We start from the raw sequence: 24242 nt of genomic DNA, 5'->3' as shown, positions 1-24242 counted from the left end.
GGGTATACTAATTTCAGTATTAATTGTACATAAACAGAGCTCTAAGCTTCAGATGGAGTTTTTACTCCATCTGAAGCTTAGAGATGGTTATCCATGGACGCAGCTGCCGTTATCTCCCACTTTGTTAGAAGTGGGAGTGTTACGGCAGGTAGTCATCGGATAAAGTATATCCAAATAACTCTACATAGAAGGTGAATAAAATGAACGTATTAATACTAGCTGTTTCTGCCGGTGGCGGTCATATCAAAGCTGCTGAGGCTATAAAAAATTATATACTTTTAAATGAAAAAAACTCCAAGGTAGAAATTTTAGATACTTTAAAATATATAAATCCAATTTTAGATAAACTAGTCATAGGCGGGTATATAAAGGCTATAAAAAAATCTCCTTCCCTTTATGGCAAACTATACAATTATAACTATTATCAAATGGATAATACTTTAGCATCTGTAAGCAACAAAATAAACGAACTTATGGCTAATAGATTACTACCTTTAATAAAAGATTTTGCACCAGATATAATTGTGTCCACGCATCCCTTTCCTAATGAGATGCTTTCTATTTTGAATGGTAATTCACAATTAAAAATCCCTACTCTATCTATAATTACTGATTACGCTTGTCACAGTTTTTGGCTATACTCAGGTATAGATGCTTATATAGCTTCCAATGAAGAAATGATATGTGAAATGGTTTCAATGGGTATAAAAGCTAATACAATTTTTAATTACGGTATACCTGTACTTCCAAAATTTTTAGAGCCTTGTAGTAAAGAAATGATTTTTAGTGAATTAAATTTAGATACAGGGAAACCAACAGTTTTAGTAATGGGTGGAAGTCTAGGCATTGGAAAGATATCTGATGTATATTCAGAGTTATGCAGCATTGAGCATCCACTACAAATCATCATAATAACCGGCAGCAATAAAAAGCTCTTTAAAGAATTATCTGAGCTAAGTGAAAATTCTAAAAAAGTTACACGAATTATAGGCTACACAGATAAAGTAAATAATTACATGCAGTGTTGTGATCTTTTAATAACAAAACCTGGTGGAATAACCATAACAGAAGCTTTAGCTTGTGGAACTCCTATGGCACTATTCTCCCCTATACCTGGTCAAGAGGAAAGGAACGCAAACTTTCTTGTAAAAAATTATTTAGCCATAAACTTAGAGGATTTTCATAGTTATAAAGAGGGTTTTGAAAGCCTTTTTAATTCTAAAGAGAAATTTTCTATAATAAAAAATAATTGCAGTAAATTCTATAATGAAAACTGTGGTAATGATATATACAATTTAATGAAAAAAATCATTGCTAACGCAATGACTTTATAAATTCTAAAATCTTAAATTTTAATACAATAGTTTCATTACATGTGTTATCTATAGATTTATATTCTTCTTTAGATAACACCTTTTTCATTTCTTTTTCTGTATCCTTATATGCCACTTCACCTTTAGTTACATCTACAAAGCATAGGGGTGGAAACATTACACACCACCAATTTCTTCCTTCACCTTTGCCTATAAGTATCCTATACGCTTCATAATTTCCTGCTGGCAATGTTATATTTCCATAAGTTTTAACAGGAAAATTTTCCCTACTAAAAGTGCTGCTAACTTTATAATCATAACCATGTTTTTTTACTATTTCTTTTGCTAACTTTATTATATTTTCGTCATTTTCTTTTATTATATTCCTAGATTCCTCGATACTTTTTGAATTCTTTAGTTTGGGTTGTATATACTTTATAACTTCATCTTTTACTTTTAATTTTAGCTTTTGATCCACTTCCTCATCGCTATTTGCTATAACATGAAATCTTATTAATTTATTAGATATTTCTTCTTGTTTTATACCCTCAGTCTTTACACCCATAAATCCAAAGGTAAGTATAAAAACACATAATATTGCAATTATTTTTTTCACAATGCATCCCCCCACGAATAACATTACATAACTTGTATTATCTATTATGTCCATGTTTCCCATTTATATACATTGTATAAAATATTTTATTCCCTAGTTAAATATAAACCTATCTTGTTACTCCTATTCTTCGTATATCACTTTCTACATTTATATTGATTATAGAATTTACAAAGGCCTCATCCCAATTATCCTCTACCTCTTTAAAGTCCTTAGGATGATATTTTTTAACATATTCTTTTAATCCTATAAAATCGCTTTTATATTTTTCCTTTGAAACTTCTATAAATCTTTGGCACTGATCTTTTATTACCTTATCAAATCCTTTTTCTATATTTTCCACTTCATCTTTTGATAACAAATTCATATTCATCCCATGACTATCAATTCTTCCCTCTAGTTTTATATTTATATTAAAAACCATTTTATCATTTTTCTTAGCAAATTTAATTTTCCTTTCACTGCCATCAATAATATAATCCATAGGGTGTTTTTTGTATATAATTACCCTGTTACCTCCTTGCATTTTACCTTTCATTATTTGCAAAGTATTCATATCTTCTTTACTTAGCTCACCTATGATTTTATAATCCTTTACTATAGCTGTTTTAGCTATTTTTATTTCATTATTCTCTTTATCCATGCTTATCATGGGCATCATAGAACTTCCATTACCGCTTAAATTTAATAAAAACTCATTTAATGTTAACCCCTGTATAATACCGTTTTTCTCGTTATTATCTATTAAACCTATAACATAAGCTTCTATATTTTTTTCTATTGTAGGTTTAAATTTTATATACTGTTCTGCCTTTCCATCACATACTAAAACATAAATATTTCTACTAAAAGCAGGATGTCTCTCTATATAATCTATTATTTCTTTAACAGTATCCTTATATTGAAAAAGCTCACTACCAAATAATAAAAGTTTTGAATGCCCCATATAAAGAGTCCTACTGCTTATAGAATTCACTTCATTATTAGCTGCAGATAATGAATATGCATCTACTGTTATACTTTCTGTTTCCGCTGTGGCCTCCTTTATTTTTTTCAAATCTGGAAAAGAATATGTAACCTTCAATCTCTTCATTTCTTCCTCTGTTTTTGGAAATTGCAGAGGCGAAGACTTTATAATATCTTCTTTCTTTATATCTTTTCCTGCATCCACCCCAACACCAAGCACAAATATTTTTCTATCTATTTCCACTTTATCCCAGCATCCACTCATGAAAATGCAGCATAAGCAGGTAAGCATGATAACAAAAAAATTTTTTAGTATTCTCATCTTCTATCCCTTCTTTTTACCATTGAAATAATCCATAATATCAATATCAATACTACTATACTAAAAATAGGTACTATTAAAGCCACATTATCGTATATATTGTAAACTTCAGCTAAATTTTCTGGATACATGGCAAGTAAATATATAACTGGTGTAACCAATATGGATGAAAGTTTTACATCTTCTAATTTAAATACACTTTTTGTTAATATAGAAGAAAACAAGTATAGGTTAACAAATGTAGTTGTGTAAAGAAGTATCCAAAATACCATTACTACCCCTTCCCATTGTTCTATAAAATACCCTGGAATATTTATAGATTTAATCATGGTAATGGTAGGCCATATCAATATTTTAGTCTGTTCTAATCCTAAAACTGATATGGATATTATTGAAGCGACTACATAAAAAAGAGTTATAAATAACATACTGAAAAATATAACCTTAGGTATTTTACTCTTTCTTTCCACATGAGGTATAGCTAAATAACCTATTTCAAATCCTTCAAAAGCAAAGGTAGTTAAAGTTATTGCTTTTATATAACTTAACGGAGTATTTTGGAAAACTGGAAGTAAATTAGTAAAGTCTCCATGCAAAGCTAATAATCCTAATACAATAATCATAGGTATAAAAATAATAGGGAAAAATATTTCATTTAGCTTGATTAAATTCTTAAAGCCTCCCCTTATTACTACAGTGCCTATTAATAACATTAGTATTAGGATAAATTCTGTTGGAGTTTTCTCTAATAAATACATTTTTATTACTTCTGAAAAAATTCTCATTCCTAAAGCTACTATGATTATATTAAAAAAAGCAAAGACAATACCTACTATTTTTCCTATCCATGCACCGAAGTTATCTTTCACTATGTCCATAAAATCCTTAAATCCATTAATTTTTTCTATTCTATAAATAGCATAAAACAAAATATACACTATAGCCCCTGAAATTATGGTTACAAACCACCCATCAGTACCCACTGCATTAGCTATACTAGAAGGATAAGAAAAAATCCCCACACCTATTATAGTCACAATTATAGTAACAAAAAGTTGGTATCCACTTATAAAATTATCTTTTTTATTCATAATGCTCCCAGTAGGGCTCAACTCCTTCCTTCTACTTTTGTCTAATTTTATCTTTAGTTCTCATGTATCTAGGTCTTTTTTTCATTTTATCTATAGGAAATTTTAATATAAAATCTTTAAAATCTCTGGTGTTAAAATTTACTGCTGGAGATAAATAAGCTATGCCAAAACTTTTTAATTTTACTAAGTGCACTAGTAATATTACTAATCCTAAAACTATACCATACAATCCTATAATAGCTGCTGCTATTATAAGTAAAAATCTAACTATTCTAAAGGCAGAGGACACCTCATAATTTGGTGTCATAAAGCTTGTAATTGCAGTAACAGCTACTATTATTATCATTATAGGGCTTACTATACCCGCACTTACTGCTGCCTGACCTATAATAAGGCCCCCTACGATACCTATAGTTGCACCTATGGGTTTAGGTAGTCTCACTATAGATTCCATTAAAAAAGCTAAGCTTATTTCCATTATTATAGCTTCAATAAATGCTGGAAAAGGTACTCCCTCTCTGGTAGCCGCTATGGAATATGCCAGCTTTGTAGGTATAATGTCTGTATGAAAGGATGTCACTGCCACATATAAAGCCGGCATAATAATTGATAATACAATACCCATTATTCTTATTATTCTAACTAATGTGGAACTTATCCACCTCTGATAATAATCATCAGGGGATTGAAATAAATTAGGCAAAGTAGTTGGCACTATTAATGCAAACGGTGAATTATCCACCATTATAGCTACTCTCCCTTCATACAAAGCTGCTGCCACCACATCAGGCCTTTCAGTACTTTGTATCTGTGGAAATATAGATTTTTTATTATCCTCTATAAGCTGTTCCACATAGCCACTATCCAATACTGCATCTATATTGATCTTACTTATTCTGTTTTCAACTTCCTCCACAAGTCCATCTCTAACTATGTCATCTATGTACATAATTGCAGTATCTGTTTTAGATCTAACCCCTAAAGTAACTGCCTTTATTTTAAATCTAGTATCACGTATCCTCCTTCTGACTAAAGCAGTATTAAACCTAATAGTTTCTGTAAATCCTTCTCTTGATCCCCTAACTACTGTTTCCCCCGAAGGCTCAGCAACCCCCCTAGCTGGCCAAAATCTAGTGGCCAATACATATGCCTTATCTAAACTATCTATGAACAAAATGGTATCTCCAGATAAAAAAGCATCTATCCCTTTGCTTAATTTATCCACCTCTCTCAAATCAGAAACTGATAATATTTTATCCTTTATCTCTTGAGCATTTACTATTTCATTCTCCTCTAACATAAGACTTTCTAATACATAATCATTCAATAATAATTTGTCAGCCATTCCATCTACATAGACCAATGCACCTTTTAAATTTTTGCAAATTAAAAATTCCCTATAGACTATATCTGAATTATCCTTTAATAATTCTTTTATATATGCAATATTATCCTTGGAATTTGTAGATATTTTGTCTTTAATTTCTTCCTTCAAGCTTCTCACTCCCATACTTTTCCTAAAGTAAGATTTTTCTAACTATAAATAACAAAATTGCAATAAGCATCATTGTAAATCCCAAGTATCTGCTTTTCTTAGCTAAAGAAAACTTATTAATGGCTTTAAATGAATTATAATCATAAAATACCAGTACGCTTCCTTGTATTAAAATAAGAGTCAAAAAATAAATATTAAACAAATCTAAAATTATAAGCAGCTTTTTCATAATATCACCACCATATTCCATTTGTTCACTTTTAAACCAATTAATAATTAAGCACATATTTTATCTTTTCACATTTAAACTAAAATATACCTGTTACTTCAGAAAATAATTCAGCTAAAAAAAAGAACACCTCCAGCCGAAGCTGAAAATGTTCCTTAAAAACAAATTCTTGAGACTAAGAATTTGAAGTATTAATTTATATGGTTCTAGTTATAAAAACCTCATTATAGTCTTTTTTTAGTTCTTCATAGCACCTCTGTGCTGTAAGCATATCATCAAAAAATCCAAATACACTTGGTCCACTTCCACTCATTAAACTGCCTAATGCATTTAAATTTATCATTTTAGTTTTTATTTTCTTTATAACTGTGTTATTCCTTATGGTTACATTTTCAAGTACATTTTTCATATTTCTACTTACCGAAACTAAATCATTTACTTCCATATATGCAATTAACTTTTCTGTCTCTGGGTGTTTGTAAATCTTTTCTATATTCAAAGCTTTATACACTTCTTTTGTGGATACTCCAAAGTTAGGTTTTACAAGCACTAATATTTTATCTTTAAAAGATTTTAATGGAGCTATCACCTCACCTATTCCTTCACAAAGAGCAGTTCCTCCCAATATGCAATAAGGCACATCAGCACCTATTTTCAATCCTAAGGCCATTAACTCTTCATCAGAAGCATCTACTTCATATATATCCCTCATACACTTTAAAACAGCTGCTGCATCAGTACTTCCCCCTGCTAATCCTGCAGCAACAGGTATATTCTTGTTAATATAAATTTCCACGCCCCCATCTATATTATATATATCTAAAAATAATCTAGCTGCTTTATATGCTATATTTCTTTCATCTAAAGGTACATATGCCTTATCACAACCTATAGTTATTCCTTCTTTTCTTTTTTCCACTTTTACAACGTCATACAAATCTATATTTTGCATTATCATTTTAAGTAAATGATACCCATCTTCTCTTTTGCCAACTACATCTAATGAAATATTTATTTTGGCATAAGCCTTCATTAACATTTTTTGCCCTCCGAATCTTTATCATAAAATTTAAATATAATTTAACTAACTCAACTTTCGCAGTTATACAATAAAAATGTAAAATTACAATTAAAGCTCTTTTAGAAATTAACTATAATTTGAAATTTGCAGATAAGTAAGAGTTAAGAAGTAATAGTTAAGAAGTAAGAGTTAAGAGTTAAGAGTTAAGAGTTAAGGATAAAACTCAAGGAGTTTTTTAGAATTAATTTGTAAGTAACAGGTAATAAGTAATAGTTGTGTTGAAAATTCAGCTTGCTGAATTTTTTCAAGAGCTCTTACTTATTACCTTAGTTATTACCTTTTCACTCTTACTTCTTACCTACTCTACAAATTTCAATTTTACATTTTAAATTTTGAATAAACACTTTACGGATTAAATTATAGCACAAAATAATAACTTATTGTCCATAGATTTAACCAACCTATAATTCATAATTCAAATCACTGCCACTCACACGCACTATGCACTATTTCCAGCTACAAAAGAAAAAAACCAGAGCTCTTTCTTTAACTAAATAGAAAAAACCCTAGTTTTTAAGTGGAAAATTCCACATTATCTCTTGCACTCTACCCCACTGCAACGCTAGCACCCTAGCACCCTGCCTTTAGCTCTGGCCCTCTAGCCCTCTGACACACCAGCACCCTGCCTTTGGCTCTGGCCCTCTAGCCCTCTGACACCCTAGCCCCCTGCCTTTAGCTCTAGCCCTCTAGCCCTCTGACACCCTAGCACCCTGCCTTCAGGCTCTGGCCCCCTGCCTTCAGGCTCTAGCACACTAAATCACCGCTCTTCCTGGTATTATCAATTTATCTCCAACTTTTATCATATTCACATCATCTATACTATTTATAGTAGCCAAATCTTCCATTCTGCAGTTGTAATTCTTAGCTATCTTCCACAAAGTATCCCCATTTTGTACCACATAAATAGTAATACTAGCCTTCTTTTGTGGAAGTCCTTCTTCTTCAACTTGCATATCCACTATAAAGTCTTTATTAGTAACGTAGTTAACTCTGACGTATACATTTACTAATGCTTTAATAGCTATATTACCTGGTTCCACATTAGCCTCTATGCTTTCTAATTTAGCCTTAGCTATACAATTCATATCTATCTTAGTTCCTGGCACTTCAGCAGTACATGTAAATGGTATTGAATCCTGCATACTGTATATATACTTATTTTCCTCATCAGATTTATAAAGTACCTTGGCATCAACTACTCCCTCTACTATTACCTTATCTTCTACTAGCTTCTTCTCGGTTATACATACATCTCCAGAACTCATTATAATTTTGTTTGGCTTTGGAACCTCTTCCTCTACTGTTATATCGCCTTTCACTACAGTTCCACACCAAGTTTGACCATGTACTACATTTAGTAAATAATTTTTTCTTTCAATACCAAGTATCAATTCTGGTGAATAAGCATCTTCTATCATATCTATTTCTTCTTTATACATTAACTTTGTATCTGTCTTTACCAAAATTTCCACATTGATAACTCTTTTTTCTCCTAAATCATCTTCTTTAACTTCTACATTCATAGCATCTACTTTGTAATCTGTATAGTCTTGCATATCAATTCTTATACTTTCATTTTCTTCTTCCTTACTTAGGAAAATATCATCTTCTATATAATTTATTTCTCTGCTATCCTTGCTCTTATATAGCACTTCTATGCGGGCCATAGCTTCTACCTTAATTTTGCCATCATAAAGTTTTACTTCTTCCTTATGAATATTTACATCACATTTAATAATATCGCTTATCTCAGGATCTTCCATAGGGATTTGCATACGAGATTTTCCTATAATTTCACAAGGTATAAAAGAAACTATTTTATCTATGGATGCTGGATTTTTTAGAAGCTGAACTTTTTCATCTCCACTTACATCCTTTACTATATTAAAACTATAATTTTTGTAAACCGCTGCTTTCAGTTGAATTATTCCTTCTATGGCTATCTTTCTTTCATTAGCTATAGAACATTCCATATGTTCCACATAACTTTCCACGTCACATGCCATATCCCTTTCAGCACCTTGCAATTCAAGGGCGTTGGAAAAATTGCCCACATACCTTACATTAAAAGCTTCATTTCCCCTTTCACCTTTTGCCAAATACATTACATTATACTCTATTTGACCCTCAATATAAATTTTATTTTGCATAATTTCTTTACTGATTACTAAAGGATTAGCTTCTACCATAAGTATTTCTTCCACATCAGGATGAGTATCTGGTATTATAAATTCTTGTCTTAACACTGTGTCCACAGCATTTTCACCTAAAAGCTGTTCGTATTCTATGTTTTCTCTTATAAGTTCCATTATCCTTTACCTCCCTTAAGTACCTACTATTAATTTATATAAAAAAAAGAAGTAAAGTATGATAACTATCGTAATTTTTTTTAAATTATTACTGACAATTTAATATTTAATATAATATTTTTTTGTTGACAAACAGGTTTTTTTGACGTATTATATTAAATGGTTGTTGACCATATAACCTCTCATAAATTCTCAATACCCTTTTATACCATAGTTGAAAGATGGCACCCTCCATCTTTCTCTTTTTATTTTCCAAAAAAATAAAAAGTACTAAAAGTACTTTTTATAAAAATATATTACCCCACAAAATTTAATTGTACTGTCTTTGTCAAAACATCTGAATAACTATATGATACTCTCCTTTGGGTGTCATTTTCTAATCTAACGATGAATATACTAGGATATGTTTCTTCTATGATTCCATTTTTTATGAACACTTTTTTTCTTCCACCGTTAGCCTTTAGTGTCACTTTTTCTCCTATATGCTTATCAATTTCATTCTTGATAGAAGCTAATACATTTCTCCCCTGCATATCAACACCCTCTTTCTCTACTATAAATTATAGTATACTTTTAGTCTTTTGTCAAATAACTTATAATTTTATCATCAATGTTAAAGACTTGTCAATATTAATTTTTTATTAATTTTTTATTTCTCTTCCATTAACATTCATTATAATACTGTTTATATATGAATGTTGTTATCTTTTACATACTACCTTTTTATTATTTACCAAATATATATTTTCTATTCCCTATTAACCATTACTTTTCATTAATCCATATTAAACTAACCTTTTTTCATGTTTACCCTTAATTTTAAATTTTAAATTTTAAATTCTAAACCCTCATTCTTCTACTTTAAATCCCACAATTCATGTGTGAATATTAAGCTTATAAATAGTACTTTTCTATTTACACATATGGTGACTTAGGAAACCCTTCTCTGTACTTCCCCCTAGTTTGAAATCCTCCTATTCCTTTTGTGCCTGTTATGGTATTTTCGATTACTTCTTCTATGGAAACTATTTTTTCTATATTAGTGTATGAAACTTTCTCACATACAAAAACCGGATCTAAACAGTGAATCAAAACTCTACTGGGGGAACTAGCAAAATTAGCACCTGCACCTAATATAGCTTCATAACAAGACTGACAAGCTCCTGCAAATATTACAAGCTCATCATATGCTCTTTCATAATTTCTAAGCTCATTTACACTTTCAACGAAATACTTAGAATTCTTATAGTTATTTAAATCCATATAATCTCTAGCGTCCTTTAACATCCCATCATGACCTGTTATAACGACTATATCTGGTTTAGATTCTTTAACTAAATCTACTATTTTTAAAGGTTGGTCTTTCTCCGGTATAACCTTTCCCACCACATCTATACCTATCCTCTTATAAGTTTTCATACATATCTCTAAATATTGAGAATCCCCATCTACATGTAGAACTTTACCCGGCCTTCCAAAGTAAAGCTCCTTATTTTTAGTTTCCTTATTTTTAAGTGTTAGGCCACTCATCACTTCCACCGCTTCTGACCTAGAATTCAATATATGCTTTATGGATTCCTTAACCTTTCTATTGAAAATTTCATCTTTTTTACCTGCCTCTTCTGACTGAACCCTTTCTAAATCTTCTTCTGGAGAATCTGCAATAATTCTAATATTAATGCCCTTCAATATATAAATTTTTTTACCCTTTTCCTCTCTTATATCAATTATTTTAAAAGTTACATCCTTATCATAGGATTTTCTTACTACTACATCTCCAATGTCCATATATAACCTCCTAAATATATGGCTACTCTATATATATATGCAGCAGAGCATGTTTTGGTGAAAGAATTGATTTTTAATTCAAAATGAAAAACAAAAGGCTATTGCTCTAAGAATAAATACTTACGCTGTTGCATTAAAGAATTTACATACCATATATTGTCCTAGAACTTTAAATCTAGCAAAATATATGGCAGTATTTATTCCTAGTGCAACAGCCCCATATAAGCTTCTTAGCGCAATAGCTTCCTTAAGTTTTATTAGTAAACTATAAAATTATTCCTTTTGGTTAAACTCCTTTTTAAATTCTTCTATGAACTTCACATAGTTATCCTTTTCCCCTTCTAATTTTGTCATTTTTGTGGTGAAAGTATTTTGTATCCAATTTATTTCATTGTAATAATATCTATTGCAAAGTCTCCAAAATCTTTGAGGGAACAATAAAAATGCAAAAAGTACTCTATATTCCTCTTCTCTTAAAGGATTAACAGAATTATAACTCTCAATTATCTCTTTAGCATAATCTATGTTCCATTCATTTCTCTTTAAAACCTTAGTTATAAAATTTGCAATGTCATATGTCCTTAATTCTCTTTTACAATAATCAAAATCTATTATATTGTAGTTATCCTCTCCATCAATTATTATATTATGATAGGTGTAATCATGATGGCAGAAAGTTCTTTTTTCCTCAGCTATAGCACATAAATTGATATAATCTGAGTCTTCTAAAACCTTCATAGCTCTTCTACCCATTTCTTTGTAAAATTCCATGTTCTTTATATAGGCTAAATCAAAATCACCTTTTTTACTTTTTTTCTTTCTAACAATGCTTCGCATTCTATCAAAACTTTTTACCCTTTTTTCCATTAAATATGGCCATCTTCCTAGATCTGTTTTCAATTTACTATTTTCCGGCGGCTCATATCCCTCACTTGCCATATGCATCTTTGCCAAATTAGTGGATGCCTTGGCCACCTCATCTATATTATGAAAATCACATTCCCTTCCCTGAATCCACTGAGAAAGAGTATATATATCCTCATTTACTAAGGCATAAGGCTCCCCTTCTGTATTTAAACAATACCTATCTATATTAGCAAATCCGTTTTTTAAAAGATGCTCTTTAGCGCCATAAACAAAATATAATTTCTGTATACCATAATTAATTTTCTTTAAACACCTATCTCCTTTATCTGTTTTTAAATAATACACTCCCTTATTGGGTTTAATACTTTGAATTTTAATACCAAACTGTCTCTCGATTTCGAATTCTCTCATCATTGTTTATCACCCCCATTAAATCTATATGAAAGAATTTTTTATTTTATACTCCAATTTTTATCATAAATAGGGTGCATATGCTAATAAAATTAAATATAGTATATTTGCAAGGAGAGATTGTTTTGAATATAGGCATAGATGCTAGAGCAGCAAAATGGTATAGAGGTACAGGCATAGGCACATATACTTATGAGCTTATAAAGTCCTTAAATTCAGTTGATAACTATAATAATTACACGTTGTATATGCCAAAAGATAATAACTACATAAATTTTTGTAAAAACTTCTCCATAAAAAACGTATGTGATAACAAAAAAGATAATTTTTGGGATGATATTAACACCCCTAATGAAATATTTAATGATAACTTATCTATATATCATATACCTCAAAACGGCATAGGACTCCCTAAACAAAAGAATTGTCCTTTTGTAGTTACCTTACATGATATTATCCCCTGTAAAATGCCTAGTACCGTTAGCGATCAATATTTAGATATATTTTCAAAAAAAATTCAAGAAATTATAGACTACTCGGATGCAATAATAACCGTTTCTAATTATTCAAAAAAAGATATAGTAGAAACTTTAAATTACCCTGAGGAAAAAATACATGTAACTTATCTTGCCAGCGAAGATATATATAGGCCCTTAAACAAAATTTATTGTAAAGAATTCATAAAAAATAATTATGGAATAGAAGAGGATTTTATTCTTTATATAGGCGGATTTAGCCCAAGAAAAAATATAAGCGGACTTATAGAAGCTTTTAGTAAATTAAAATGTAATAATAATTTAAAACTAATTATTGGAGGCAAGAAGGGGAAATCCTATGATATGTATAAACAAAAATCCATAGACCTTCACATAGAGAATAAAGTAATATTCACAGGATTTATTCCAATAGAGCATCTTCCTCTATTCTACAATGCAGCTAAATTATTTGTATACCCATCCTTATATGAGGGGTTTGGTCTTCCGCCTATAGAAGCTATGGCTTGTGGTACTCCTGTTATAGCTTCAAATAGGACTTCTATCCCTGAAATCTTAGGAAGAGCTGCATACATGATAAATCCTGAAGATATAGGCTGTCTATGTGACTCCATGGTTGAACTTTTGAACAATGAAGATTTAAGAAAAGATTTGATTTTCAAGGGATATGATAAAAGTAGAAGCTTAAGCTGGAAATCTACAGCAAAGCAAACTCTGGATTTATATAAACTTATTAAAAAAGAATTTTCATAGGAATGGAATTATTTTTTGAAAACCAGGTACTAGGTACTAGGTGATAGGTGATAAGCCATAGTCTCCAGGCACTAATCACTAGTATTGTTGGGGATTAGTGCCTGGAGACTGGAAACAGGGGACTTTCTTTTTTTAAATCAGCTTTTCAAATTCAAAAAGGAAGTCACTTCTCTCCTGGCTTAAACATGTCTTTTTATCTATTCTATTTATAAATGTATCTAAAGACCAATCTTTTCTCTTAGTATAATAATCTCTAGATATGGAGTAAAAATCCTCTGGAAAAGTAAGCATTCCATACAAAACTTCCATTTCATCTTGATCTATATTATTAATTTTTACATACTCGTCTAATATATCTTTTACCTTTTCTATATGGTATCCGGAGTTTTTTACAGCTTTAGTTATATAGTTACACAAATCATGTACTTTTAAATCAATTATGGAGTAATCAAAATCTATAAAATATCCCTTATTTGCCTTTATTATTACATTATGGTGTGCTAAATCATGATGACATAAAACCACTTTTTCCTTACTGTTACATATTTCGTAGTACTTTGAGTTTTCTAATATGCTTATGCTTTTTTGTGCTTCGTATATATTATGATCCACATTTTCTAAAAACATTTGATCAAATTCATTTTTATCTTCATAAAGTTTTGATATACTCTTAAAAAAAATTATTTCTTCTTTCTTTCTTTTTAAATTATCTATAAAAGCTCCACAACTATTTCTATTTTTAAAATTTATATAAGAATTTATGCCTTCTCCAGCTTTGTGAAACTGAGCTAAACTTTTAGATGTAATTTTCAAGTCTATAGGGTTGCTAAATTCACTTTCACGGCCTTTTACTAAATCCATTATAAAATACACTTCATCATTCCATAAAGTATATATATCCCCTTCTAAAGTTTTCACAAAGCTTATGGTTCTATTAAAATTCTTATTTATATAATTTAAAGAATTATATATGAAGGTTAACTCCTCTAAGGGATAGCTGACTTTTTTTAAAATCTTATTTCCCTTATCCGTACACAATATAAAAGCTTTTCTTATAGGAACCACTTCATATACATAAAGACCAAATCTTTCAAATAAATTAACATCTAAATCATATGCACACAAATCTTCATGGCAGTCATACTTACTTTGAATCATAACCCCACCTCTTTATACCAAGTTTTCTGCCTGTTCTATAGCGGATATTAACTTCTTCTGGAACTTTTCATCGCTCCATTTTTTATTTTTCTTTTTATATCTATTACAATATTTCACAAAATCATATGGATAATTCATAAGCCAACGAACTATTTCTCCACTTTTCCAATTTAAATTCTCAAAAGAACAAAAGGATTCTATTAAGTTTTTCCAATTCATATTTAATCCTTTTCTTTTTAATTTGCTTAATAAATTAAATGCATCCATTTCTACGGTATTATAACTTATCTTTTTAATATTTTTTATTTGAAGTATTCCATCTTTTTCGTTTAAATTATCAAAAAAAGTATCTCCTAAACAAAATTCCACCTGATCCATACTTCTAACAATAGTATCTATATATCCATTAAAATAAATATTTTGTATACATTTTTCTCCAAAATCTATAATTTCATTACCACTTTTTATGATTATGTTTTGAAAATCACTCTTAGGTGCATTGTTTTCTATATCTTTTACTACCTGTTTTGCACTATTCAATTCCATTTTAAAAACCTCTAATAGCTTACCTGTTTCATTACCTATGCGTTCTAATACATATTCATCACATTTTTTCATCTTAAAATGAAAGCTACTGAGAAGCTTCAGCTGTCTCTCCACATCTTTTTCATTTATTTTTTCAATATTTTTTTTATGAAAATCTATACACTCTACTATCTCTATGCCCTGTGTTTCAATATATTCTCTTAAACTTCTATAAAATATTTGTTGCATAGGCACACCCCATTAATTATTTTTATTTATCTTTTTCATTATCTCCTTCTTTTCTCTTTGCAACTTTTTAATCTTCTCTTTCCTTTTTTTTATAGCCTTTAATTTATCCACATCATTTTTTAATGTATTTAGCATTTTGTCGTACTCTTCAATATTTTCATTGTTTTTATCTAAAACTATATCTTCTTTTTCCTTTTTACCCATAATTATCCCTCCTATAAATTTAAATAAATATGCTCTTAGTACTTCTGAAATTTTCTATAAATTCTTCCCTTGCCTCTCTATCTGCACTAATTCCTTGCAATTTATTTATAAAAAATTCTTCTCCCCAAGGCTGCTTTTCCCAGTAATACTGTATGCCTAGTTGCCAATAAGCCTGTGGGAACTCCATAAAAGCAGCAATTATAGGTATATCTCTTTTTTCCACAATATTTATAGAACTATAGCACTCTAATATAAATTTAGCTTTTTCTAAAGACCATTTGCCATTTTTCATAATTCTTATCATTATACTTGAAAGATCATGTAAATGTGTATCTAACATACAATAGTCAAAATCAATTATATAAACCTTTTTATCATCAGTTATTAGTACATTATGATGGGCAAAATCATGATGACAAAATTCCCCATTCTTCATATGCTCCTTCATCACTTCAATATACTCACTGTTTTTCAAAGCATTTATAGCCTTTTCCGCTCTTTTTACTTCTTCATTCATTATTTTTAAATACATTGAATCAAATTCTGTTTTATTTTCCTTTTGGCATATTCTTCTTTTAAAATCAAGAATCTCATCTCTTCGAGTGTTGTATGTTTTAATCCATCTAAGCCATCCAATTCTAGGTTTCATATTATAAGTAACTTTAAATCCCCTACTTTTCAAATGAAGTTCTGCTAACTTAATAGTGGCTATTTCTATGTCTTCCTTTTTTTCATAATTACATTTTCTTGACTCTATCCACGGTGTCAAATATCCGTGTACCTCCTTAATTTTTACATAATACTCCCCTTCTTTAGTAGGTATAAACTCTGGAATTTTATTAAATCCATTGTTTTGGAGATGCATCATGGCACTTATTATAAATAAGAAGTGTTCAAAATTATATTTTATAATTTTGAAGCAGTAACAATTGCCTTTAGACATGATTTTATAAACGTTTTTAATCTTTTCTATAGACTCTGGAAGTATTCCATAATATCTCTTTAAAATGTCTGTAATTTCACTCTCTAACAATTTTTCCTCCAGGTTATTGTTCTATAAATATTATATGTGTATAAGTTAAAATATGTTAAAATTCTCTCCTATATATCATATAATTGCTGCCACTAAAATATTATTAAACTAAGAACATTTCGTTCTAGGAAAAGGAGAGGATTAAATGAAAATTGCAATTGATGGAAGAGGTGCCACTTGGTATAGTGGAACTGGTATAGGTACCTATACTGAAAATTTAATAAAAGAATTGGTGCAAATAGATAAAAGTAATTTTTATAATATATACTGGTCTGGAAATAACTACGATTCTCTTCAAAGGGAAAATACCAAAATACTAATCACATCTGAAAGACACAAAAAATTTTTTGAACATAACTATTTCCCTTGTAACCTACAAAAAATGAATGTGGATTTATACCATATTCCCCAAAATGGTATAGGTTTCAGTTCTGATATTAAATGTAAAACTGTAGCTACTATACATGATTTAATTCCCTATACCATGCCAGAAACTGTAGGAAAAGGCTATTTAATTAAGTTTTTAAAAGAGATGCCCTATATAATTAATAGCTGCCATGGTATATTAACAGTATCGGAATTCTCTAAAAAAGATATATTAAAATATTTCCCTATAAATCCTGAGAGGGTATTTGTAACTCCCCTAGCTGCTAATTTTAGATATAGACCTTATAGAAAAGATAGATGTAAATCCCTTATAAAAAAACGATTCAACATAGAAAAACCTTTTATTCTTTATTTAGGAGGTTTTAGCCAAAGAAAAAATATCAAGTCACTATTAATATCCTTCTCAAAAATATATAAAGATTTAAACCAAGAATATAATTTAGTTATTTTAGGTTCTTATAAAGAAGAGGGAAAACCACTGGTTAAACTTTGTGAAGATTTAAATATTATAGATAGGGTTATATTTACCGGCTTTATAGAGGATAGATTCCTACCAGTGTTTTATAACGCTTGTGATGTGTTTGTATATCCATCCCTATATGAAGGTTTTGGTCTTCCACCTCTAGAAGCCATGAGCTGTGGTGCACCTGTAATAACCTCTAATACTACATCCATACCAGAGGTAGTGGGCGAAAGTGCTATTTTAATAAACCCTCTAAACTTAGAGGAAATATCTACGGCTCTATGCCACGTTCTAAATAATGAATCTGTTAAAAAAGAGCTTAGAAACAAAGGCCTAGCTAGGGCTAAAAATTTTTCATGGAGGAAAACTGCTCAATTAACCATTGAAGCATACAATAAAATAGCCGGTATGTAGATATTCCTGTAATTTTTGAATTAAGAATATAATTTTTGGCATGAAAATCAACACATCTATACTATGAACAGTCCCTTAAACACTTACTAAGGGGCTGTTTATTTCAATTTTATATTTTATACTTACTAATGGTCTGTTTGTTTCAATTTTACAATAAAATGCCCCTTTATAGAAATAGTTTTATTATTTTAACTATCTACCATAAAGGGAGCATATTAAACTTATTAATTTTTATACTAATCTATTAGCCTCTTGAAAATGTATCATTACCTTTTTTACCGAAAACTTCTTCCCATTCCTTTTCTGCTAATGGAGCAAAGGCATCTGCCATTTGATTTAGTTTTTCATGGAATTCTTCATCATGGAGCATGGCTTCTGCACCTGCATCTGTTGGTTTAGCTCCTGTAGCATCACAAACTTCTCTTATTACATTTGTATTATCTATCATCATACAAGGTCTTAACATATTTTCATTATATGGCTGTCTACTTCTTAATTCCTTAAAGAAAGGATCTCTAAATGCATCTAAAAGTGGTCTTCCTTTCAAATTTACTGTTGAGAAGTGAGAGAATATGCATGGCTCTACATCTTCTTTAGAGTTAACATGGAAATAATATTTACCAGCTATACAACCTCCAACAAATGGAGCATCATTGAAGAAATCTATTGTAAAGTATGGCTTAGTTTTTCTTATTTCCCTTGATCTTTGTCCTAGGAAAACCCTTTGTTCTGCTGTAAGAGTTAAATCAAACTCAGGTTTAGCACCCACTGGCATGAACAAGAAATACCAGCTCATTTTAGAACCTCTTTCTATTAACATATCTGTAAACTCATCGGATAAGACATCATTTATGTTAGTTCTAGTTACTGCTGTGGATACACCAAATAATACTCCTCTTTCATGAAGTAAATCCATGGCATGCATAACTTTTTTAAATGCTCCCTCTCCTCTTCTTGCATCTGTATCTTTTTCAAAACCTTCTGCTGAAAGCATTGGGAATACATTACCTGCTTTTTTAAGTCTATCTGCCACTTCCTCATTTATAAATACACCACTAGTAAAAGGAGTAAACATCATATCATTATATTTTTCATATAAATCCAATAAATAACTATTTACAAATGGTTCTCCACCTAAAACTATTATCCAATATATACCTAAATCTCTTGCTTCTTTTATTAATCTTTCTACTTCTTCTGGTGGTATGTCATCCTCCTTACTATAGCTGGATGCATAACATCCTACACAGTGTAATGGGCATCTCATAGAAGGGCTTATAAGCATAACAAATGGTATTTTTGTATTCTCTTCTTCCATAAATTTAGCTCTCTTTGGCCCTGCATACCAGTTGGCATTGGCAAAAAAGTTAACAAAAAATTTCTTTAAACATTTTGAATCTGTCTTGGTTAATATTTCATTGATGAATTTATTTGTTGCTGGGTTGTTTTTGTAATAATCCTCTACAAACTCAATTTGTTCTATTTGGTGCTCGTCTTTAGTTAGTTTCTTTATAGCAGAAAATATCTTTTCAATGTTCTTCTCTGGGTCCTTTTCTAAATATCCTGCTACAGTGTCTATGACCTTAGCCTTAGCACTTTTTTCAATAGTATCCTTGATATTCATAATAATTCCTCCCAAATAAATTATAAAAAACATAATTGCAAAATGAATGATAATTTATACTCAACAGTATAAGTTAATTCCATTATATTCCTAGGTATCCTATTGTCAAGATATTTACTTATTAATTTACAAACAGTTAATATTTATTTATGAATAGCTAATATTTGTTGACTTAACTTTTCTAAATAATATTTTCATTGTATTATCCACTTTCATGTAAACCGGTATACACTCATCTATTAATGCCTTTAATAATATTTATTCTTTTAACAAAAAAGTATTCCATATAAAAATAAAAAGCCGCAAAGATGTGACTATCATCAAACCTTTGCAGCTTAAAATTCATATATATTTTTTCATTTAAATGTAATTTTCTATTTTTACAACTCTCCTTGGTAACAAAATCCTTATTACATAACTGTACATTATAATTTATTAAAATCCCTTTCTTTTAGCTTCTCTTCCACTTTCGTTAATTCCTGGTTCCTCTACAGTGGTATTTAACTTATTCTTTGCCCATTGATTTTGTGTCTTACTACCGTTGGCTAAATAATTTTCCTTAGTCCACTCTCTTTTGTTTTTTCTGCTATTCATACTATCATCTCCTTTAATATTTTATATATTAATAGTATGAATAGTTTTTTAATAATTAATTCTTATATATTTAAAGTTTCAACTTAGCCAGTGCATCTGCTAAGGCAGAATTTACTGGTGCCTCATTTTCTTTTTTCATTTTATTCATGTATTTAGCTACATCTCTTTTGTTTACTTTATCTCCTTCTGCCTTCTTTCGCTTGTTAAATGCAGAAAGTTTTTCCCTATAACTGCAGTTTGGGCATACAAATATTTTTCCTTCACCTTCTCCTCTAAGCTCTAGCTTTTTATGACATTCAGGACATCTAGCGTTAGTTACTTGAGAAATATTTTTTCTATATCCACATTCTCTATCTTGACATACCAGCATCTTTCCCTTTTTACCGTTAACTTCAAGAAGGTATTTCCCGCATTCTGGGCATTTAGCTCTAGTCATATTATCGTGAATATATTTTTCTGTACTTCCTTTTACATCATCTACAAGCTTTGAGGCATAACTTTTCATATCCTCAATAAATTTTCTGCTATTTAATTTACCCCTACTTATTTCAGCTAATTGCTGCTCCCATTTTGCTGTAAGTATTGGAGATTTCAAGTCTTCTGGTACAAGCTCCACCAGTTGCTTACCTTTGGATGTTGGATAAATTTCTTTTCCCTTCTTTTCTATATAGAAAGTATTAAAAAGTTTTTCTATTATATCTGCCCTTGTGGCAACAGTTCCCAATCCTCCTGTTTCACCTATGGTTTTCATTAATCCCTTGTTACTTGTTTCCATATACTTTTGAGGATTTTCCATAGCTGAAAGCAATGTACCTTCATTAAATCTTGCCGGTGGTTTTGTTTGCCCCTTTACTAAATTAACTTCTCTTAACTTTACTTTATCCCCCTTATTAAGCTCTGGAAGTGCTTGATCTTTTACCATTTCTTCATTTTCATCATTATAGTCATCATCTAAAAATTCTTCTCTATCATATACAGTTTTCCAGCCTTTAGATTTAATTATTTTCCCCTTAGCAAAAAATGTTTCACCTTCTACTAAAGCTTTAACTGTAGTCTGTTCATATTCAAAAGGAGGATATAAAACCGCCAAAAATCTTCTTACAACTAAATCATAAATGTTCATTTCCTCACTGCTAAGACGTGATAAACTTACTCTTTCCTCTGTTGGAATAATTGCATGGTGATCACTTACTTTACTGTTATCTACAAAGCTTTTATTTCCTGTAATTTTTCCTTTTAAGATATTTTCAGCTGCCTTAGCATATGGTCCTATGGCTACACTTTTAATTCTATCTTTTAATGTTGCCACTATATCTGTAGTTATATACCTAGAATCTGTTCTTGGATAAGTAAGCAATTTATGATTTTCATACAATTTTTGCATTATAGATAATGTTTGTTTTGCAGAGTATCCAAATCTTTTATTGGCATCCCTTTGAAGCTCCGTTAAATCATATAAAGCTGGAGAAAACTTTTTCTTATAAGATTTAGTTACTTCTATTATTTCTCCTTCTTTGTCACTAACTTTAGATACAATACTCTCTCCTTTATGCTTATTAAAGGTTCTAGTTTGTCCTCCCTTATTATCCTGCCACTGAAGAATAAAACCATTTGCTTTTGCATTTACAGAATAATAATCCTTAGGTACAAAGTTTTTAATCTCCTCTTCCCTTTCTACTATCATAGCTAGAGTAGGTGTTTGAACCCTTCCTGCTGAAAGCTGAGCATTGTACTTGCATGTTAATGCTCTAGTAACATTTAGTCCCACAACCCAATCTGCCTCTGCTCTGCATACCGCTGATTTATATAAATTTTCATAATCCCTAGATGGCTTTAAATTATTAAAACCTTCTTTTATAGCTTTATCCGTCTGGGAAGAAATCCAAAGACGTTTCATTGGCTTTTTAACCTTAGCCTTTTCTATTATCCATCTTGCCACCAATTCTCCTTCCCTTCCTGCATCTGTGGCTATAACAATTTCCTTCACATCATCTCTGTGAAGCTGATTTTTTACTGCATTAAATTGTTTAGCACTTTGCTTTATTACCACAAGCTTTAAATAAGGTGGCAACATTGGCAGTTGTTCCATATTCCAAGATTTATATTTAACATCATAGGCTTCTGGAGCTGCTAAAGTTACTAAATGCCCTAGTGCCCAAGTTACTATATATTTATCTCCATCTAAATATCCATTTCCCTTTTTATTGCATCTTAAAACCCTCGCCAACTCACGCCCAACAGAAGGTTTTTCTGCTAATACTAATATTTTACTCATATATTATTTTAGTGAAAAAGTGAATAAAACGCACTGAATCACTAAAAACTCACTTCCTTTCTATACGTGTGTACATTCTCATACACTAATTTATTTTACTTGTTTTATGCATAGACTGCAAATTAACAATGTTCAATTAGCATTGGTCATTTAGCAATTAATACTCCTTATTTCTTACCTATTAATTATTACCTTTTACTTCTTACTTTTTACTTATTACTTCTTACTTCTTACTTCTTACTTTTTACTTCTTACTTTTTACTTCTTACTTCTTACTTCTTACTTTTTACTTTTTACTTCTTACTTATTACCTATTACCTTATATAGTGTAGAACCCAAAATTTTTATGAGAAAGTTGAGTAATTTATAAATTCCTTACTGCTATTATACCTTATATTATTATCCATATAAAAACACAGAATTTTCAATTATCAAGGATTTTACTATGCACTATGATATAATATAAATCCGTTGGATATTAAAATAGAAAACCTGGCATATTTTAAATACCATTATAATCCAGTATACCTAATATGCTATAGGTTTAAACTATTAATATGTCATTGAAAAGGAGTGGTACTATGAAAAATTTTGAAACTCTTATTGACGAGACTTTACAAGCTGAAGACATAGAGGAACTAGAGGCAGCAGCAGATTTGTTTCAATTTGGTATTGAAAAAGGCTACTACACTAAAAAACAAGCAGATGAATTCAATTCTACTTATTGGAAAGTAAAAAACAAATGGTTAGCTTATGAAATTTCTGAGAACATAAAAGCTAATATGTTTGATATTATGTATATAGTTGCCAATGCCCCTGCTGGTATAAAAGATAATAAAGATGAACTTTTTAACTATGTAAGTGGCCGTATTAAAGCACTTAAAGGTAAAATAGGAAAACTAAAATAAAGAAATCTGTCTTAAATTTTGTAGTAAATGTGAGTTTTTAATATTCACAAAACCACATTTATTACTTTATTAAAGACAGATTTTTATTATTTTATCAAAAAATTTTACTAAAAATTAAAATCTTATTTTAAAATAAAAAACCTATAGGAATAAATCCCTATAGGCTTCTATATCAGTTGATATTATCTTCTGAATCCTCTGTTGTTTCTTTCTTGCTTTCTAGCTTTTCTGCACTCAGGGCATCTTTGAGGTTCATTTTCGAATCCTTTTTCTTTGTAGAACGCTTGTTCTCCCTCAGTGAATACAAATTCTTTTCCGCAGTCTTTACATGTTAAAGTCTTATCTGCCATTTAAACATTCCTCCTTTTAATTTACATCAAGATTTAAAACGGATTTACTCGATAACCTAAAAAGGGAATGTTTTAATCGTTATTAAATCTTTTCTGTGATAATATTATTAACTACAACATCATTAATAATATTATTAATATATCACATTTATCTTTAATATGCAATATATTTTAAATTTTTTCAGAGATTTAGCACCTAAATTCCAGTAAAAATTTTATTTTTACTGGAATTGTATCTTTTTACATTTACTTAAAGGGCTGGTAAGCCCGCAGACCGATAGGTCGCAAAAATAGATACACTTACCCCTACCCCACGAAATCTT

22 protein-coding genes are annotated in these 24242 nt (G+C 30.0%); 4 read left to right on the top strand and 18 right to left on the bottom strand.

Annotated elements, in window-relative coordinates; all coding sequences use genetic code 11:
- Nucleotides 1–200: 200 nt before the first annotated feature.
- Complete coding sequence (locus FGK85_RS09395) at nucleotides 201–1334, top strand: MGDG synthase family glycosyltransferase (RefSeq protein WP_138205945.1); 1134 nt, start codon at nucleotides 201–203, stop codon at nucleotides 1332–1334.
- Here the strand turns inward: FGK85_RS09395 and spoIIR are convergent.
- From spoIIR to FGK85_RS09345, 10 genes are all read right to left on the bottom strand, one after another.
- Nucleotides 1315–1929: a stage II sporulation protein R gene (gene spoIIR, locus FGK85_RS09390; RefSeq protein ID WP_243122850.1), complete on the bottom strand. Its 615-nt coding sequence runs from the start codon at nucleotides 1927–1929 to the stop codon at nucleotides 1315–1317. The genes FGK85_RS09395 and spoIIR overlap by 20 nt on opposite strands.
- A 109-nt stretch (nucleotides 1930–2038) precedes the next feature.
- On the bottom strand, nucleotides 2039–3217 hold the full coding sequence (locus FGK85_RS09385) for a Ger(x)C family spore germination protein (protein WP_138205943.1): 1179 nt from the start codon (nucleotides 3215–3217) through the stop codon (nucleotides 2039–2041).
- Nucleotides 3214–4308 (bottom strand): GerAB/ArcD/ProY family transporter, encoded by a 1095-nt coding sequence (locus FGK85_RS09380; RefSeq protein ID WP_138205941.1) that lies wholly within the window; start codon nucleotides 4306–4308, stop codon nucleotides 3214–3216. The genes FGK85_RS09385 and FGK85_RS09380 overlap by 4 nt, the downstream gene beginning before the upstream one ends.
- Before the next feature lie 31 nt (nucleotides 4309–4339).
- Entirely contained in the window at nucleotides 4340–5803 is a 1464-nt protein-coding gene (locus FGK85_RS09375) for a spore germination protein (RefSeq protein ID WP_138205939.1), read from the bottom strand.
- Between the two features lie 22 nt (nucleotides 5804–5825).
- Entirely contained in the window at nucleotides 5826–6032 is a 207-nt protein-coding gene (locus tag FGK85_RS09370; protein WP_138205937.1) for a CLC_0170 family protein, read from the bottom strand.
- Nucleotides 6033–6228: 196 nt separating this feature from the next.
- Nucleotides 6229–7071, bottom strand: coding sequence for a 4-(cytidine 5'-diphospho)-2-C-methyl-D-erythritol kinase (gene ispE, locus FGK85_RS09365; RefSeq protein ID WP_138205935.1), 843 nt, complete (start codon nucleotides 7069–7071; stop codon nucleotides 6229–6231).
- A gap of 794 nt (nucleotides 7072–7865) precedes the next feature.
- Nucleotides 7866–9422, bottom strand: a complete 1557-nt coding sequence (locus FGK85_RS09360) for a DUF3794 and LysM peptidoglycan-binding domain-containing protein (RefSeq protein WP_138205933.1) — start codon at nucleotides 9420–9422, stop codon at nucleotides 7866–7868.
- Between the two features lie 296 nt (nucleotides 9423–9718).
- Nucleotides 9719–9955, bottom strand: coding sequence for a Veg family protein (locus FGK85_RS09355; protein ID WP_138205931.1), 237 nt, complete (start codon nucleotides 9953–9955; stop codon nucleotides 9719–9721).
- Between the two features lie 382 nt (nucleotides 9956–10337).
- Nucleotides 10338–11210, bottom strand: coding sequence for a sporulation peptidase YabG (gene yabG, locus FGK85_RS09350; RefSeq protein WP_138205929.1), 873 nt, complete (start codon nucleotides 11208–11210; stop codon nucleotides 10338–10340).
- Between the two features lie 273 nt (nucleotides 11211–11483).
- The gene (locus FGK85_RS09345; RefSeq protein ID WP_138205927.1) at nucleotides 11484–12491 is read right to left on the bottom strand and encodes a CotS family spore coat protein; all 1008 of its coding nucleotides are present in this window, start codon (nucleotides 12489–12491) and stop codon (nucleotides 11484–11486) included.
- A gap of 122 nt (nucleotides 12492–12613) precedes the next feature.
- On the opposite strand from FGK85_RS09345, the gene FGK85_RS09340 reads away from it, so the two are divergent.
- On the top strand, nucleotides 12614–13735 hold the full coding sequence (locus tag FGK85_RS09340; protein ID WP_138205925.1) for a glycosyltransferase family 4 protein: 1122 nt from the start codon (nucleotides 12614–12616) through the stop codon (nucleotides 13733–13735).
- Between the two features lie 132 nt (nucleotides 13736–13867).
- Here FGK85_RS09340 and FGK85_RS09335 read toward each other — a convergent pair whose 3' ends face one another.
- The 4 genes from FGK85_RS09335 to FGK85_RS09320 are packed head-to-tail and all read right to left on the bottom strand — an operon-like array spanning nucleotide 13868 to nucleotide 16904.
- Nucleotides 13868–14893, bottom strand: a complete 1026-nt coding sequence (locus FGK85_RS09335; RefSeq protein WP_138205923.1) for a CotS family spore coat protein — start codon at nucleotides 14891–14893, stop codon at nucleotides 13868–13870.
- Nucleotides 14894–14905: 12 nt separating this feature from the next.
- The gene (locus FGK85_RS09330) at nucleotides 14906–15667 is read right to left on the bottom strand and encodes a protein kinase family protein (RefSeq protein WP_138205921.1); all 762 of its coding nucleotides are present in this window, start codon (nucleotides 15665–15667) and stop codon (nucleotides 14906–14908) included.
- A gap of 12 nt (nucleotides 15668–15679) precedes the next feature.
- Complete coding sequence (locus FGK85_RS09325; protein WP_138205919.1) at nucleotides 15680–15871, bottom strand: hypothetical protein; 192 nt, start codon at nucleotides 15869–15871, stop codon at nucleotides 15680–15682.
- Nucleotides 15872–15890: 19 nt separating this feature from the next.
- Nucleotides 15891–16904, bottom strand: a complete 1014-nt coding sequence (locus tag FGK85_RS09320) for a CotS family spore coat protein (protein WP_138205917.1) — start codon at nucleotides 16902–16904, stop codon at nucleotides 15891–15893.
- 145 nt (nucleotides 16905–17049) lie between these two features.
- Between FGK85_RS09320 and FGK85_RS09315 the strand changes: the two genes are divergently transcribed.
- Nucleotides 17050–18168, top strand: coding sequence for a glycosyltransferase family 4 protein (locus FGK85_RS09315; protein ID WP_138205914.1), 1119 nt, complete (start codon nucleotides 17050–17052; stop codon nucleotides 18166–18168).
- Nucleotides 18169–18412: 244 nt separating this feature from the next.
- On the opposite strand, the gene FGK85_RS09310 is transcribed toward FGK85_RS09315, so the two are convergent.
- The 3 genes from FGK85_RS09310 to FGK85_RS09300 all read right to left on the bottom strand — a co-directional run bounded on the left by FGK85_RS09310 (nucleotide 18413) and on the right by FGK85_RS09300 (nucleotide 22661).
- Nucleotides 18413–19792, bottom strand: a complete 1380-nt coding sequence (locus tag FGK85_RS09310) for a radical SAM/SPASM domain-containing protein (RefSeq protein WP_138205912.1) — start codon at nucleotides 19790–19792, stop codon at nucleotides 18413–18415.
- Nucleotides 19793–20227: 435 nt separating this feature from the next.
- Complete coding sequence (locus tag FGK85_RS09305; protein WP_138205910.1) at nucleotides 20228–20386, bottom strand: hypothetical protein; 159 nt, start codon at nucleotides 20384–20386, stop codon at nucleotides 20228–20230.
- A gap of 70 nt (nucleotides 20387–20456) precedes the next feature.
- Nucleotides 20457–22661, bottom strand: a complete 2205-nt coding sequence (locus FGK85_RS09300) for a DNA topoisomerase III (RefSeq protein ID WP_138205908.1) — start codon at nucleotides 22659–22661, stop codon at nucleotides 20457–20459.
- 581 nt (nucleotides 22662–23242) lie between these two features.
- On the opposite strand from FGK85_RS09300, the gene FGK85_RS09295 reads away from it, so the two are divergent.
- On the top strand, nucleotides 23243–23569 hold the full coding sequence (locus FGK85_RS09295) for a hypothetical protein (RefSeq protein WP_138205906.1): 327 nt from the start codon (nucleotides 23243–23245) through the stop codon (nucleotides 23567–23569).
- 182 nt (nucleotides 23570–23751) lie between these two features.
- Here the strand turns inward: FGK85_RS09295 and FGK85_RS09290 are convergent, their stop codons facing one another.
- On the bottom strand, nucleotides 23752–23919 hold the full coding sequence (locus tag FGK85_RS09290; RefSeq protein ID WP_102401500.1) for a zinc-ribbon domain-containing protein: 168 nt from the start codon (nucleotides 23917–23919) through the stop codon (nucleotides 23752–23754).
- Between the last annotated feature and the right edge of the window lie 323 nt (nucleotides 23920–24242).

Source organism: Haloimpatiens lingqiaonensis (genome assembly GCF_901447495.1).
Classification (GTDB): Bacteria; Bacillota; Clostridia; order Clostridiales; family Clostridiaceae; genus Haloimpatiens; species Haloimpatiens lingqiaonensis.
Note: the sequence above shows the minus strand (reverse complement) of the source record. Positions and strands in the feature narration are given on the sequence as shown.

Bases quoted from the DNA above. Each gene is read 5' to 3' on its own strand.
- FGK85_RS09380 (WP_138205941.1), bottom strand. From the start codon at position 4,308: ATGAATAAAAAAGATAATTTTATAAGTGGATACCAACTTTTTGTTACT.
- FGK85_RS09295 (WP_138205906.1), top strand. From the start codon at position 23,243: ATGAAAAATTTTGAAACTCTTATTGACGAGACTTTACAAGCTGAAGAC.
- FGK85_RS09355 (WP_138205931.1), bottom strand. From the start codon at position 9,955: ATGCAGGGGAGAAATGTATTAGCTTCTATCAAGAATGAAATTGATAAG.
- yabG (WP_138205929.1), bottom strand. From the start codon at position 11,210: ATGGACATTGGAGATGTAGTAGTAAGAAAATCCTATGATAAGGATGTA.
- FGK85_RS09385 (WP_138205943.1), bottom strand. From the start codon at position 3,217: ATGAGAATACTAAAAAATTTTTTTGTTATCATGCTTACCTGCTTATGC.
- ispE (WP_138205935.1), bottom strand. From the start codon at position 7,071: ATGTTAATGAAGGCTTATGCCAAAATAAATATTTCATTAGATGTAGTT.
- FGK85_RS09305 (WP_138205910.1), bottom strand. From the start codon at position 20,386: ATGAATAGCAGAAAAAACAAAAGAGAGTGGACTAAGGAAAATTATTTA.
- FGK85_RS09315 (WP_138205914.1), top strand. From the start codon at position 17,050: ATGAAAATTGCAATTGATGGAAGAGGTGCCACTTGGTATAGTGGAACT.
- FGK85_RS09310 (WP_138205912.1), bottom strand. From the start codon at position 19,792: ATGAATATCAAGGATACTATTGAAAAAAGTGCTAAGGCTAAGGTCATA.
- FGK85_RS09335 (WP_138205923.1), bottom strand. From the start codon at position 14,893: ATGATTCAAAGTAAGTATGACTGCCATGAAGATTTGTGTGCATATGAT.
- FGK85_RS09290 (WP_102401500.1), bottom strand. From the start codon at position 23,919: ATGGCAGATAAGACTTTAACATGTAAAGACTGCGGAAAAGAATTTGTA.
- FGK85_RS09345 (WP_138205927.1), bottom strand. From the start codon at position 12,491: ATGATGAGAGAATTCGAAATCGAGAGACAGTTTGGTATTAAAATTCAA.
- FGK85_RS09325 (WP_138205919.1), bottom strand. From the start codon at position 15,871: ATGGGTAAAAAGGAAAAAGAAGATATAGTTTTAGATAAAAACAATGAA.
- FGK85_RS09370 (WP_138205937.1), bottom strand. From the start codon at position 6,032: ATGAAAAAGCTGCTTATAATTTTAGATTTGTTTAATATTTATTTTTTG.
- FGK85_RS09360 (WP_138205933.1), bottom strand. From the start codon at position 9,422: ATGGAACTTATAAGAGAAAACATAGAATACGAACAGCTTTTAGGTGAA.
- FGK85_RS09395 (WP_138205945.1), top strand. From the start codon at position 201: ATGAACGTATTAATACTAGCTGTTTCTGCCGGTGGCGGTCATATCAAA.
- FGK85_RS09330 (WP_138205921.1), bottom strand. From the start codon at position 15,667: ATGCAACAAATATTTTATAGAAGTTTAAGAGAATATATTGAAACACAG.
- FGK85_RS09300 (WP_138205908.1), bottom strand. From the start codon at position 22,661: ATGAGTAAAATATTAGTATTAGCAGAAAAACCTTCTGTTGGGCGTGAG.